We start from the raw sequence: 14616 nt of genomic DNA, 5'->3' as shown, positions 1-14616 counted from the left end.
ACCACCTGATCCCATCCCGAACTCAGCAGTGAAACGATGCATCGCCGATGGTAGTGTGGGGTTTCCCCATGTGAGAGTAGGTCATCGTCAAGATTGAATTCCGAAACCCCTGTCTGCTAACGCAGACAGGGGTTTTGTCGTTTCAGGGGTACTGAAAAGCCCGTTGTGGAGCCTCTCCACAACGGGCTTTTTCACGTCTTACGCAAACAGCTTCAGCACATTGTTCATCGCATCATCGGCAAAACCCTGTACGAAGTCCTTGAAGCCCGGCAGTGCCTCGGCGGAGCCCTGCGCCGGTTCGGCGATGATGGTCCAGGTGGCTCTGGACTTGTCCGCATCCAGTGGTTCAACGCTCATCGCGGCCCACAGATTGGTCACACCCAGGGTGTTGTAGATAGTGGTCCAGGTCATGTGCCGTGCCTGGTCGTCCCGGGAGTTGAGCTGCTCGACCACCAGGTTGCCGTCCTTGAAAAACTTTTTGCGTAGCGATGACACGCCTTCGCCGGTCATCTCTATATGCGACAGTGCCGGGATGAAGCGATCGAAGCCGGCAAAGTTACCGACTACGGCCCATACCCGAGTGGCATCGGCGGGCACGTCCACCGAGGACACCACGTGGCAGCCTTGAGGGTTTTTGATCAGGGTGTCGGGTTGCAGAATACTCATGGTTTTGCTCCGTTTGGTTGCGTCAGATGAAATTGATTTCTTTGAGGTAATCGCAGCCGCGACGCAGCAGCGCCGGGGACTTTTGCGGGTAGTGCGCGCCCATTAGCCGAACACCGGCCTGGGCGTTGTCGTGGCCGATCATCGAGATATCGCCGATGTCCTCCTCGAAGCCGTTGAGGTAGAACCCCAGCACGCCGAACAACGCGTTGTCGCTGTCGACCCGACCCAGTTGCTGCTGCCAGTCGGCGACGCTGACCATCGTGAATTCGCGGCCTGCCTCGCGGAAGGACGCCACGTAGTTGTCCCAGCTCAAGGGCTCGGGGTTGTGCAGGTTGAATACCGCTTGTTCCGGTTGATAACGACTGGCGTGGAAGGCGATGAATCGGGCGAGAAAGTCCACCGGCATCAAGTCGAAATTCAAGGTGAACTCCGGTACTTGGCCAAGCTGGATCGAGCCCTTGAGCATCAGCATCAGGCGATTCTTGTGCGGCTGACACACGCCCGTGAGGCTGTTGAAGCTGATGTTGCCGGGACGGTAGAGATTGACCCGCACACCAAGCTCCCGTGCCCTTTCGAGGATTCGCTCGCCGACCCATTTGGACAGGTTGTAGCCGTTCTTGATGTAGATCGGTGGTGTGAGTGCGGCCGGCAACTCGAGCACTCGGCCATCGGCGGATATCGTGCTGGAAGCCGAGAGCGTCGAGACGAAGTTGAAGATTTTTTTGCTGCGTCCTTCGCACAGGCGCAAACATTCGAAAATCGGCTCGACGTTGTCCCGGGCGAGCGACTCGTAATCGAGGACGTGATTGACGTTGGCCGCGTTGTGCACCAGAGCGCCAAACTCCTGATCCAGCCGCTGGTAAACCTCGGGCGCCAAACCGAGTTCCGGCCGTGTGACGTCTGCCGTGTAAACCCGCACCCGGCTCATATCCAGATGCTCCAGACGGTTCTCCCGTAACGCTTGGGCAAAGCGCTCGTTCGCCGATTGCCCGTTGCCGTCGCGAACCAGACAGGCGACTTCACTGGCGCCCCAGGCCAGCAATGCCTCAATGATGTGTACACCGACAAAACTGTTGGCACCGGTGACGATCACCTTGTGCACATCGCCCATGCGGCTGACGGGCATTGGCTGAATATCCAGTTCGCGGAAGGCATCACGCATGGCCTGTTCGCTCAGCACTTCTTCGCTGCCGAAGCCGCGTACCAGTGTCGCCAGTTTCTCGAGGGTGGGCATTTCGATGAAGCGGTTGATCGAGATGCTGCGCCCGAACTCCTCGCGCAGTCGCAGGAGCATGCGCGACAGGAGGATCGAGTGCCCGCCCAGATTGAAGAAGCTTTCGTCGGTGGAAATGTCGCTCGCCGGCAGCTCCAGTAACTGCGCCCAGATTTCCAGCAGCAGGGCCTCATCGGCGTTGACGGGCAGGCGCCTTGAAGGGTTCTCGGTGACGCTCACCGGCAGATCCAGCAACGCCTTGCGGTCGACCTTGCCATTGCTGGCGTAAGGCATGCTTGCCAGCTCGGTCCATGCAACAGGGCGCATGTAGTCCGGCAGGTGCTGTGTCGCGTGGGCCCTCAACGCCTGGCGAGCGCTGCCGGGAAGGTCCTCTCGGGGCTGGGCAAGGAAAGCCAGAATCCGCCGCTGGCTATCGATGATCACGGTAACCTGGCGGTACAACTGGCTGTCGCGCAGGCAGCGCTCAATCTCTTCCGGCTCGACCCGGAAGCCGCGAATCTTCACCTGATTATCACGCCGACCGCACAGCTCGATCCCTTCAGCCGTCCACTTCGCCATGTCCCCGGTGCGATAGGCGCGCAGGGTCCGGCCATCAGGCAAGTTCAGTTCCAGATAACGCTCAGCGGTTTGCTGCGGGTTGTTCAGGTATCCCAGGCACACGCCCGGGCCGGCAATGTACAACTCGCCGACGGTCTGTTCGGCCACCGGTTGAAAATCGTCATCGAGAATCAACACCTGGCTGTTGGCGATTGGAGCGCCCAGCGAGCGGTTGTGGTCGCCTGGCTGGAGTTTGCGCGCGGTAATCAGCACCGTGGCCTCGGTGGGCCCGTAGAGGTTGTAGAGCTTGCCCTGACGGCTCAGCTGCTCGATGACCCACGGTTCGCAGACATCGCCGCCGGTCATCACACGGTCCAGACATTGCAACTGCTCCAGCGGCAGGATGCTCAACAAGGCGGGCGGTAAAAAGGCGTGGCTCAGCTGCCGATGACGAATCAGCTCCACCAGTTGCAGCGGATCGCGACGTTGGTCCTCGTCGGGCACGATCAGCTCGGCGCCTTGCAGCAGGGTCGGGAAGATGTCGATCAGCGATGAGTCGAAACTCAACGAAGAAAACTGCAACACCCGGCTCTGGCTGGTCAGCTGAACATAGTCGGCGTACCAGTGGGTGAAGTGCGCGAGGTTGGCCTGGCTGAGCAGCACGCCCTTCGGATGGCCGGTGGTGCCCGAGGTGTAGAGGGCCATGCATGGCGTATCGAGGTCGGGGCGTTGGCGCATCAACGGTTGAGAGAGATCTGCTGCATGGGCGTCGATGCTGCTGATGTCCAGCCCTGGCATCTCGTTCGCCAGGGGATGCTCGCCGTCATGCAGCAACAACACCGCGCCGGCATTCGACAGGATGTACTGCTGACGTTGCAACGGATGGCTCGGCTCCAGCGGCAAGTACACCGCGCCGCTGCCCAGGATCGCCAGGATTCCCGCATACAACGCGCTGCATTTGGGCAGGCAGATCCCGACGACTATCGGGCCTTGATGCTGATCAAGCAGCGGTCGAAGGCGTTGCTGGATGGCGCGGCTGTGGGCGTGCAACTGGCGATAGTCGAGGGTGGTGCCATCGATGCTCAAGGCCGGACGGTCAGCATTCTGGATGCACTGTTGCTCCAGCCTTTCGATCATCGGCGTTTGCGCAAGCTGCTGCAGTCGTGGGTCGGCGGTGGCATTGAGGCGATGCACGAACGCGAGGCTGTCAAGGAACCGCAAACTCTCGATGCGCTCGAAGCGAACAGGTTCGGCGGGTTCGGCGAACCGAAAATAGTCGACATCGCGCGAGTAGCGGCTGACCAGCAGCGCCACGTGGTCAACCAGTGCTGTCATGGCCTGCCTACGCAACGCCTGGCCGTTACCCGACGGCTCATCGGCGATGGGTACACGGGTCAGCAGCGTTGAGCCATGGCTGCACAACAGGTCCAGCGAAGGCAGGCCGGACGCCTGCGGCAAGCCGAGCCCCAATTGCAATGTCAGCCGTGGCGCCTGAGCAGTGAACTGAAGCGACGTGCCATCGTCGATCAGCAGATCCACCAGCCCCACCGGCCCCGGCATTTCGTCGCGTGCGGATACCCGCGTCAGTGAGTGACCGTGTTGTTCGAGTTCCAATGCCAGCTCGGTCAGTGCCTGGCTTTGTCCGATGAGCAAGATGTCGAGACGTCTCATGATGGGCTCCTCGTCAAACCAGGTAGTCGCTGAGGGCGGTTTGTACGCACGGCGAATCGAGCAACGAACTGCTGTGGAAAAACCGCACAATGTTGGCCACCAGCGGGTGATGGCGACTTATCGGGAAGGCCAGTGCCGATACTTCGTTCCTGAGGGCGTGGCGCGCCGAGTCGTTGATCTGCAGTGCGTCGATCAGGCAGAAGTCGAAGGATTTCTGGATGTCGTTGGTCAGGTAATGAGCAATGAACACCGGCAAGATCTGGGCGATGCACTGGCGGTCGTCTGCACTTGCGGCATGCCAGTAGATGCGTACCAGCCGTGCCCAAAAACCGGAGTGACGCCCCTCGTCCAGCAAGTGATCGGCCATCAGGCCCTTGATCGATTGTTTGACCGTGTCGTCCTTGGCAAACGCGGCGACATCACCGGTCACCGTGTTTTCGGCGATGGCCACGCAGATCAGTTCTACAGCGCTACGCAGGTGCTCCGGTGCGAGTGCCACGGCCGCCGGTATTGCTCGGCTCAGTTCGATTTCATCCGGCAATTCAATGGGGGTGATGCCGGTCAACGCGATGGTCTGTTGCATGAAATCCATCGCCACCAGTGCGTGATAATCCTCGTCCACCACGACAGTCATGGCGTCGTAGCGGCAGGCGAACGGGAACTCGACCGCGAAGCGATTCTTGGCGATGCTGCGGGCGGTTTTGTCGACGATCTCGGTTTCGAAGATCACCACATCGTTGATGAACCTGTAGAGGGTCTGCACCAGGGCGAAGTCGCGCTGTTCCGGGCATTGGCGCACAAAGGTTTCGCTCAGCACCAGCGGTTGGCGGCTCAACGGGTAGATCAGTTTGTCGTCGTTTTCCAGCACGCGACGCGGGCGGGTGCGGATGGTCGCGCGGCTCTCCCAGGCATCAGCGAAGGATTGGTAGTCTGCAGCGTTCATGCGCTCACCTCCGTGACGGATACGTTCATGCTCAGGCGCAACCCGTCCCACAGGGCGATACGACTTTCCACGGCTGCGATGGCGCTCGCGTACACGTCTTCCTGCCGTTGCGGGTCGCTATCGACGAGTCGCGACAGGAGCTTTTCCGCTGCCGGGCCGTGGTCCTCGGAATCGACCTCAATGTGCCGTTCGAGGTAGTAACGGAAGGTCGGCGCCTGTTCGATGCCGATGCCCCAATCGTCGAGGATGCGCTGGAACATCTGCGGGATAACGCTCTCGCGACCGTGCAGAAACGCCGCCGCTACACTGTGACCCGGTGCATGCAGTGCGGTGTGTAGCGTATGGCGAACGAAATCCGCGGCCGCCGGATCGACCTTGATGCTCTGCAAGGCCACGTCGTAGCTCGCACCCTCTTGCTGCAGAGCCACGAAGCGTTCGATGGCAACGGTACAGGCGCCGACCTCGCGCATTGCATCCAGGTACAACTCGAAGTGGCTGTAATGACCCCGGGCCGGACGATCATCCGACTCCTCACCCAGTACGATCTCGTTGATCAACCGCGCGGCCTGGGGATCCTGCGGTGGCAGCCAGGGCAGTCGCACGCAGGTCAATTCCTGTTGCAGGCGCTTGGTCAGCGACATGAAGTCCCATACGGCAAACACGTGGGTTTCCATGAAGCGTCGCAGGACCGGCAGCGAATGTATTTCAGAGAAGATCGGGTGCTCGCTAAGTTCTGATTTTTTTTGAAGCAGACGTTCTTTAGTTGGTTTCATGGATGAGCCTGTAAATGATCCGGGGTGAGAAGTAATCAAGCACTGAAGTTCGCTGTAAGTTTTCTCCTGGCGAACGGGTACCTCAAACGTATTGATCTTTTTCAGTGCTATTGATGCCGAGTAGCTGAGGCGTTACTGCCGTTTGTGGCTGGCGGCGAAGAAAAACTAATACACATATAAAGTCTTGATCAAGTTGTTTTGTTATTATTTAAATATTCAACTTTTTCGAAGATGACAAGTTCCAATAAAACTTTTTATATTGGCTTTATTTTGGCGTAGTTACTCCTTCCGGCTTATGTAAGTCAGAATTAAACAAAGAGTGAATGCCTCACTCGAAGTAACTTTTTACGGGCGTCGTTGTGGGTGTCTGAGGGGGGGGAATTGGATCGCGAGTGATACCGATCCTTCCGGTCCCGTGATGAGGCTCCTTCCTTCGCTTCTGGGGGCAGAGACTGCTCCATTCGCACGGAGCGTCACCCGTTTTTTGTCCTGGTTATCCAGAGTGGGCGTAAATCGAGGTGGCCGCCATTACTGAGGCATCACGCAAACGTTGCAATGGTCGGGTTTTAAGGCGGCGGGGCGTTGGGGCGCGGTATGGCGCCGCAAGGGCGGTGTGGTATGGGGGCGGGGGATTTGTAATCAAATCATTCGCGGAGCATTTGGGGGGGGAATGCGCGGCAAGCGAGGAAAACCCTTCGTTACATTCCCCGGGCTTGCCGCCGCGGGCTACTTCGACCTGTTCCTGGCTTGGACTTCAGGGCTGTTGAGGTAGCGCGTAATGACCTCGACCCCTCGGTTCAGGTGATGCTCGAGCAGCTGCACGGAGTGTTCGACGTCCCGGGCTTTGGCTGCCTGCAACAGTGCCTTGTGGTCATCCTGGGAGAGTTTGCCAAGGCCCATGGCTTCCAGGTTGAAGCGCAGGAACCGTTCTTCTTCGTTCAGGCCGTCTTCGACCAGTTTCAACAGACGGCGATTCGGCGCCCGGGTGTAAAGCGCCATGTGGAACAGGCGATTGAGCCGACCGATTTCGGTGTAGTCGCTTTCCGTTTCCAGTGCATCGATGTAGCGGGCAGCCTGTTCGAGATCTTCGTCCTGGAGCAGTGGTACCGAGAGACGCAGGGCTTCGGATTCCAGCAGGATGCGCAGCGCGTAGGTTTCCACGGCATCGCCCTGTACCAGCGGCGCGACCACGGCGCCCTTATGGGCAACCACATTGAGCAACGATTGTGCTTCGAGTTGGCGCAAGGCTTCGCGTACAGGCATGCGGCTGACGCCGAACAGGTCGGCGAGGTCTTGCTGGCGCAAGGCCGCACCGCAAGGAATGCGCCCGTCGAGTATGGCCGCGCGCAGGGTTTCTTCGATCACCGAGCGTGCCATGTGTGCAGGAATCGGCCCGTTGACCTTGATACTGCTGAGAGGGTTGGGCTTTTGTGTCACTAAACGCACCCTGATTGATGGAATATTTTTGGATCCAAATGACACTAGTGACTGGCTGACTGCTTGTCAAACAAGCTCTGGAGTGCCTTTCTTCCAGTTTAGCGCGCCGCCAGTGATCTCACCGTGCCATTGTCTTTTTCCGGGCTAACCTTCACCATTCGAACGACTCCCTCCTGCCTATCCAGGATGCCTCGCATTGGTGGCAAGTTTAACGATCCCCCGGGTTTTACGCTGGCTGTGCAGCGCATTGCTGCTGACTGGCGTGATGCTGGGCAGCTTGAGCGCCGATTGGGATTTTTCCCTGATCAGCCGGCGAGCGCAGGCATTGTACGGACCTTTGGGAGAAGGTCAGCAGCGCATTAATGATTGGCAATACTTGTTGACCAGCCAGAAGCAGCTCGGCGAGCTGGAGCAACTCAATGTGGTCAATCGCTTCTTCAACAAACAGCTGCGATACGTCGAAGACATGGATCTGTGGCATGAAGTCGACTACTGGGAAACCCCGATCGAAGCCCTCTGGAAAGGCGCCGGCGACTGTGAAGACTACGCTATTGCCAAGTACTTCAGCCTGCGACACCTCGGTGTAGCCAGTGAAAAGCTGCGTATCACCTATGTCAAGGCACTGACCCAGAACCGTGCGCACATGGTGCTGACCTACTACTCGAGTCCGGAGGCCGAGCCCCTGGTGCTCGACAGCCTGATTGATGCAATCAAGCCGGCCAGCCAGCGAAAGGATTTGCTGCCGGTCTACTCTTTCAACGCGGAAGGGATGTGGTTACCGGGTGCCAAGGGCAATAAAAAGGTTGGCGATACCAAACGCCTTTCGCGTTGGCAGGATGTGTTGAAAAAAATGCAGGCCGAAGGATTCCCGGTCGAGACGACTAACTAGGAGCACGTGCTCAGATGTCTTTGTTCAAACAGCTGTTGATTGCTATCTGTCTGTTCCTGGTGGTCGCCTTCACCGGCAGTTTCATGGTCAGTCTGGAGAGCTCGCGTACTCAGTACGTCAACCAGTTGCGCTCCCATGCCCAGGACGCCGCGACGGCGCTGGCGCTGTCCCTGACACCGAACATCGACGACCCGGCGATGGTCGAGTTGCTGGTCAGCTCGATTTTCGACAGCGGTTACTACGCGAGCATCCGCGTGGTCGATGTGAAGACCAATCAGACCCTGGTCGAGCGCATGGGCATTCCGGCGGTCAACAATGTTCCGGACTGGTTCGTCAAACTGATCGGCCTGGAGCCCGCCGGTGGTGATGCGATCGTCAGCCGTGGCTGGGAGCAGGCTGCCCGGGTCGAGGTGGTCAGCCACCCGATGTTCGCGCTGGCCAAGCTATGGCAAAGCGCTTTGGGCAGCCTGGGCTGGTTGCTGCTATGTGGCGCGGTCAGTGCGGTACTGGGCGCATTGTTGCTGCGTCAGCAATTGAGACCGCTGGATTACATGGTCAAGCAATCCCACGCTATCGCCCGGCGGGAATTCCTCAGCCTGCCAGAACTGCCGCGCACTCCCGAACTTCGCCGGGTAGTGCAGGCCATGAACCAGATGGTCGAGAAGCTCAAGGCGCTGTTTCAGGAGCAGGCGGAGCGCAGTGAAAAATTGCGGGTCGAGTCCTATCAGGACTCGTTGACCGGGTTGGCCAACCGGCGTTATTTCGAGATGCAACTGAATGCGCGGGTGAGCAACCCGGAGCAGGCCAGTTCCGGTTACCTGCTGCTATTGCGGGTCAAGGATCTGGCCGGTCTCAACCAGCGTCTCGGTGGCCAGCGCACCGATGACGTGCTCAAGGCCGTCGGTGAACAACTGTCTCGCGAGTGCGCCAAATACCCGGAAACCCAGAACTTGGTCACGCGTATCCGCGGTGGCGAATTTGCCGTGCTGGCGCCGGGGCTGGTGCGCGAAGAAGCGCTGCAACTGGCACAAAACCTCGACAGCGCCTTGGCCAGTCTTCACGCTACCGGCGCCACCGATGTGGCTGCCGTAGCCTCTATCGGCCTGGCGCCTTTTGCTCACGGCGACTCGCCGCAGGCCGTGCTCAGCCTCGGCGATCAGGCACTGGCGCAGGCCGAAGGCCAAGGCGAACAAAACTGGGCCTGTATCGAGCACAGCCTTGCGGCCAGTGTCGGCGACGATCACCACGCCTGGCACCTCATGCTCGACCAGGCGCTGACACAGCAACGTTTCGAGCTGTATTTCCAACCGGTCGTGGCCGCCCAGGACACGCAACTGGTGCTGCATTACAAAGTGTTGTCGCGACTGCTCGACGAACACGGCCAGACCATCCCCGCCGGGCGTTTTCTGCCTTGGCTGGAGCGCTTCGGCTGGACTGCACGTCTGGATCGGCTGATGCTCGAGCGGGTATTGGAGCAAATGAGCGGGCATGAGGAATCGCTGGCGCTGAACCTGTCGTCGGCTACCCTGGCCGATCCGCAGGCGCAAAACAAAATCTTCGAGATACTGCGCTCGCATTCCAACCTCGGCCCGCGTCTGACCCTGGAAATTGGCGAAGAGCAACTGCCTGATCAGGCAGTGCTGGAGCAACTGACCCGGCGCCTGCGCGAACTGGGGTTCTCCCTGAGCCTGCAACGTTTCGGTGGCCGCTTCAGCATGATCGGCAACCTGGCCCGGTTGGGTCTGGCGTACCTGAAAATCGATGGCAGCTACATTCGGTCGATTGATCTAGAGAGTGACAAACGCCTGTTCATCGAGGCGATCCAGCGAGCGGCGCACAGCATTGACTTGCCCCTGATTGCCGAGCGGGTCGAGACAGAAGGGGAGTTGTCGGTGATTCGCGAGATGGGGTTATACGGTGTACAGGGCCAGTTGTTCGGCGAGCCAAAACCCTGGGCCTGATGTGATCGTTCCCACGCCGTGCGTGGGAATAATCGCGGGGCCCGTCAGATCAGCCCAGTCTCCTCATCATCGATCAATTGGCTCAAGCCACCCAAGGCTTCACGGGCCTGGTTCCGGTCCATGAGCTTGGCCTGGGCTGCCGTCGGCAGGTCGGTGACGCGGATCACGCCTTTCTGGGTCAGCACCTGAATCAAGTCGTCGAGTACCCGGATCATTTCCAGGTCACTTTGCTTGAGCTGTTTGAGGCTGTTTTCCACAGCCGCGTTGGCAAACCAGGCCTGGATCTCATGATTGTCGGCCGCCAGCGTTTCCGTGGCCTCAGCGTAGGCGGCGGGTTCCACGCGTACCAACAGGCCCTGCGCATCGCGTTGCACGTAAAACATTGAGCATCCCTCAGAATTGAACCAGCGTCATGCTGTCAGCAGCATAGGTCAACTGCATACCAGTATGTGGCGCAGCGACGAAATCGTCACCGGGCAGTGGATGCAAACGTGACGGCCGCCCCATAGGGAGCGGCCGTCATCACGCATCAGCTGTTGTTGTGATCGATCTTGATGGTCGGGTCGCTACCGGCAATCAGGTTGTGCAGGTTGGCGCTGGACCAGTTGTTGCCTTCCAGTTTGATCGTCACGTCCGGTGTGGCGGCGGCCGCATTGCCCGAGTTGAACTGGCCGGTTGTGCTGACTTGCAGCGACGACACGCCATCGACCGTGGAGATCTTCAGGAAGTTGTCGATGGTGCTGCCGGTTTCGCCCTGCAGCAGATCGCGCAGGTCGATGCGGTCGCCTTCGCTGGCCTTGAAGTCCTTGATCACGTCGCTGCCGGTGTCGCCCGCTTTCCAGACGAAGGTGTCGCCACCGGAACCACCGATCAGGATGTCGTTGCCCTGTCCGCCCATCAGCGTGTCGTTGCCGGTGCCGCCGAGCAGGATGTCATTGCCCTTGCCTCCGTCGAGGGTGTCGTTACCGCCCAAACCGAACAGGATGTCATTGCCCGCCCCGCCCAGCAGGGTGTCGTTGCCGTCATGGGCACCGGACACATCGAACGCGTTGTAATGCTCGGTGATGTACTGGTGCACATTGCTGGTGGTGACGTTGCTGACGTCCACACCGGATTGCTGCGCCACGAAGGCTTGCATTGCCTGGTAACCCTCGCCGGCAATGCCGTTGAAGCTCACCAGATCGCCGAACAGAAGGTCGTTGCCGTCGCCACCGCTGACGGTATCGTGACCCGGCATCGTCGCTTCAGTGTGGCCGATGATCGAGTTGGCCAGGTCCTTCGGATCAATGTTGGTTTGTGGCGATTGATTCGAGTCGTACGGCTTCAGGTCGTTGAGGCTCACTCCGCTGTTGAGGCCAATCGCCTCGACATTCGACAGGTTGCTCAGCAACGTAAAGCTGCCGGTGGAGTTGCTGGTGGTGTCCCCGTCGGTGCTGTTGCCGTCGCCGTCACGACCCGAGAACTCGTAGGTACCGTCACCCTGGGCATGCAGATAGCCGAAGTCCTTGGATGACCAGCTACTTCCGTTTCCGTTGCCGTTGCCGTTGCCGTTGCCATTGCCATTGCCATTGTTGCCGTTGCTGCTCTTGGTCCAGACCGTCACATAGCCCGAGGCGGTAATGTCGATCTGGTGCGTGCTGTCGGGGAACAGGCTGATCGCTGTGCCCAGCTGATAGTTGCTGGTGGTGATCAGGCTATCGAGTGTTGTGCTGCCATACAGGGTCGGGTTGGTCGACTCGCCGCTCTGGTAGTAAGTCGGCTTGCCGTCAGTAATGAAATACGTGAGGTTTTTCGCCCCGATGTTGGCCACGGCGTCCGCACTCTGGAACCAGTTGGCCGTGGTTTTGAACACGTCCTCGTAGTTGGTGCCGCCGCCGGATGACATCGAGTCCAGAGTCGCCTTCAACTGAGTCAGCGCATTCGGGTCTTTGAGGTTCACCGATACCGACTTGTTGACCTGGGTGTCGAAGTCCACCAGGAAGATGTTCACCGTACCCGAGTTGCTGCCCAGGCTTTGCTTGAGGGTGTTGAACACCGACGTCAGCTGGTCCTTGGCCGAGTTGATCGACGAGGAACTCATACTGCCGGAGCTGTCGACCATGAACGCGATGTTGTAGTTGGTGCCCGGCACCACGGTCAGGCCGCCGATGTCGGCGACGATGATGTCATTGCCGTCGGTGCCGGTGATGGTGTCATCGGCCGCCGTGGCGGTGACGGCGTTGTAGACTGCCGGGTACACAGTCACGGGAATCTGCGAAGTGCTGCTGGCCGAACCACCCAGGGCCTCGGTGGAGGTCGAGGTCACGGTCAGGTTGAACTGGCCGTTGTAGTACGGTGGTGGAGTGACAGTCAGAGAGCCGAGGCTCCAGCCCGTCACGTTGGCCTCGCCATTGGTCGCGGTGACCGTGAAGGTATGTCCCGCGCCGTCGGTGAGCATCGAGCCGACCGGCATGCCGCTGATCTTCAGGCTCAGGCTTTCCGAGCCGTCGGTGTCGGTCAGCGCGGTGGTGATGGCGGACAATTTCACACTGGTGCCTTCGGCGCCGGTGTTGAGTTTGTAACCGTCGTAGTAGCCTTCGCCATTGGAGCCGTGCAAGTCGGACACGGTCACGCCGGCATTCACCAGATCTGACACGCTAGTGTAAATCGGTACGCCGGCACTGCTCAGGTCGATCGGCGTGCTGCCATTGACCGACAGGTTGACGTCATAGCTGCCCGGGCCGCTCTGGTTGTGGTGGTAGATGTCCAGGGTGTAGTAGCCGCTGGTGGTCGGGGTGTACGAACCATTGAGGTTGCCGCCCGCGCCCCACGTGATCGCAGCCACGTTCTTGCCTCCGATAGTCACCAGCAGGCTGTCATCGCCAACACCGCTGAAGGTATAGGTCTTGCCGGCTTCGAGGTAGATCAGGCCGGAGGTTTTCGACGCCGTACCGGCGGTCACGCTACCGTCGGACTGCACGTTGGTCACGGTGCCTTTGGAGTTCGGTGTGCCAGCGGCGTCGATCACGTTTTTCAGCGTGGTCGAGTCCGCGCCGTTGCCGCTGGTGCCCAGGCCCGACAGACCGGTCCAGACTTCCTTGATCAGCCCGGTGGACCTCACGCTGTTGTCGGCAACGCTCAGGGTCGGGGTATCCGCCACTGGGGTGATGTCGATCTTGATCGTGCCGGTGTTGCCCAGCGCCTGGCCGTCGGTTGGCTGGAACTTGATCTGTGCGTAGTCGGTCTGGTTGTTGCCCAGGTTGGTACCGCCGTATCCGTCTACGCCCGATTCGTTGGCATCCGGCATGAAGCGCAGTTTGCCAGCGTCGATGTCGGCTTTGCTGAAGGTCTGGTCGGCGGCGACATCTTTCCAGGTCGAGCCGTCCAGGTACTGCAGTTTACCCTCGCCCGGCAGCTGGGTGATTTTCACGCCCTGGCTGGTGGCCGGACTGTCGACGTCGCTGACGCCGAAGGTCGACCAGCCGAGGATCAGTGGCGTGTCTTCGGTGCCGGTGACGTTGACCGGTGCTGCGACCGGTGCGTCATTGACCGCCACCACGTTGACCGTGGTGGTCGCGGTGTTTGAGTAGTTGCTGCCATCGGTCACCGTCACGGTGATGATGCGCGGCACTGTGCTCGGATCTTCACTGTTGTTGGTGAAGGTGATGTTCTTGATCTGCTGCATGTAGTCGGCCAGCGTTGCGCTACCCGACAAGGTCAGCGTGACGGTGCCATTGGTGCTGTTGGCATTGATGGTGATGCCGTTGACGCTGTTGCCCAGGTTCAGCGCATCGCCGTCCTGACGATTGGTCAGCACGATGGTCGCGCCGGTCAGCAAGGTGCTGTCCGGGTCGGCGATGCTCAGGTCGGTATCGCCGATCGACACGCCAGGGCCGGCAGTGTTTTCGGTGAACGTCACCTTGTAGTCGGCCCCGGTGGCGCCACTGGAGTTGTTGGCGTCGAGGTCCAGTACTGGTGGTGCATCGTTGTCGATAATCGAAGTGCTGACGCTGCCGTTGGACGCGCTGATCGCCAGGTTCTCGAAGTTGCCGCCGGTGGCCGAGTCGATCTTGACCACGAAGTTTTCGGTGCCTTCGGTGATCTTGCCATCGATGGTCGAAATGTCGAACGGCACGCTGCTGACACCCGCCGGGATCTTCACGGTGTACACACCGGTGAAGTCAGAACCGTCGGCGGCGGTACCGCTGTAGACGATATTCAGCGTCACTTCGGTCTGGGCCGGGTGAGTCAGGCTGACGGTGTAACTGGCGGTCTGGCCTTCGGTTACCGAGGTGCTGCCGCTGATGCTGACAGTGGTGGTGTCCTGGAAGTCACTGACGCTGGTCGACGCGGGAGTCTTATCCGTGCCGATGGCTTCAAGGTTGCCGCCGCTGGCGGTCTTGATGGATTCGCTAACGGTTGGCGCGCCGATGTAGACGTCGTTGCCGACCGTCACCGGCAGGGTGCCGGAGCTCTGGCCTTCGGCGATGGTGATGACCTTGCCGCTGTCCAACGTCACGGTGACC

Annotated in this window: 9 protein-coding genes and 1 rRNA gene; 3 read left to right on the top strand and 7 right to left on the bottom strand. The window is 59.8% G+C overall.

Annotated elements, in window-relative coordinates; all coding sequences use genetic code 11:
- A 5S ribosomal RNA gene (gene rrf, locus ABIE16_RS28625) occupies positions 1–93 on the top strand; the annotation flags it as partial.
- A gap of 105 nt (positions 94–198) precedes the next feature.
- Here rrf and ABIE16_RS28620 read toward each other — a convergent pair.
- The 5 genes from ABIE16_RS28620 to ABIE16_RS28600 all read right to left on the bottom strand — a co-directional run bounded on the left by ABIE16_RS28620 (position 199) and on the right by ABIE16_RS28600 (position 7261).
- A complete protein-coding gene (locus ABIE16_RS28620; protein ID WP_429522459.1) occupies positions 199–666 on the bottom strand; it encodes an SRPBCC family protein in 468 nt (155 codons plus the stop codon).
- Between the two features lie 22 nt (positions 667–688).
- Complete coding sequence (locus ABIE16_RS28615) at positions 689–4108, bottom strand: amino acid adenylation domain-containing protein (RefSeq protein WP_429522458.1); 3420 nt, start codon at positions 4106–4108, stop codon at positions 689–691.
- A gap of 13 nt (positions 4109–4121) precedes the next feature.
- Positions 4122–5051, bottom strand: a complete 930-nt coding sequence (locus tag ABIE16_RS28610; RefSeq protein ID WP_429522457.1) for a diiron oxygenase — start codon at positions 5049–5051, stop codon at positions 4122–4124.
- On the bottom strand, positions 5048–5824 hold the full coding sequence (locus ABIE16_RS28605; RefSeq protein WP_090452366.1) for a DUF3050 domain-containing protein: 777 nt from the start codon (positions 5822–5824) through the stop codon (positions 5048–5050). Before ABIE16_RS28605 ends, ABIE16_RS28610 begins: the two co-directional genes overlap by 4 nt.
- Before the next feature lie 726 nt (positions 5825–6550).
- Positions 6551–7261: a GntR family transcriptional regulator gene (locus ABIE16_RS28600; protein ID WP_429522456.1), complete on the bottom strand. Its 711-nt coding sequence runs from the start codon at positions 7259–7261 to the stop codon at positions 6551–6553.
- Between the two features lie 196 nt (positions 7262–7457).
- Here ABIE16_RS28600 and lapG point away from each other — a divergent pair, with 196 nt between their 5' ends.
- Positions 7458–8150 (top strand): cysteine protease LapG, encoded by a 693-nt coding sequence (gene lapG, locus ABIE16_RS28595; RefSeq protein ID WP_150815187.1) that lies wholly within the window; start codon positions 7458–7460, stop codon positions 8148–8150.
- 14 nt (positions 8151–8164) lie between these two features.
- Positions 8165–10111, top strand: coding sequence for a cyclic di-GMP receptor LapD (gene lapD / locus ABIE16_RS28590; protein ID WP_429522455.1), 1947 nt, complete (start codon positions 8165–8167; stop codon positions 10109–10111).
- A 44-nt stretch (positions 10112–10155) separates the two neighbouring features.
- Here the strand turns inward: lapD and ABIE16_RS28585 are convergent, their stop codons facing one another.
- Together ABIE16_RS28585 and ABIE16_RS28580 are read right to left on the bottom strand one after the other, a co-directional pair.
- Positions 10156–10494: a tryptophan synthase subunit beta gene (locus ABIE16_RS28585; RefSeq protein WP_090452373.1), complete on the bottom strand. Its 339-nt coding sequence runs from the start codon at positions 10492–10494 to the stop codon at positions 10156–10158.
- Positions 10495–10640: 146 nt separating this feature from the next.
- On the bottom strand, positions 10641–14616 hold a 3976-nt coding region (locus tag ABIE16_RS28580), incomplete at its 5' end, for a beta strand repeat-containing protein (RefSeq protein WP_429522454.1).

The organism is Pseudomonas sp. 2725 (assembly GCF_050434585.1).
Classification (GTDB): domain Bacteria; phylum Pseudomonadota; class Gammaproteobacteria; order Pseudomonadales; family Pseudomonadaceae; genus Aquipseudomonas; species Aquipseudomonas jessenii.
Note: the sequence above shows the minus strand (reverse complement) of the source record. Positions and strands in the feature narration are given on the sequence as shown.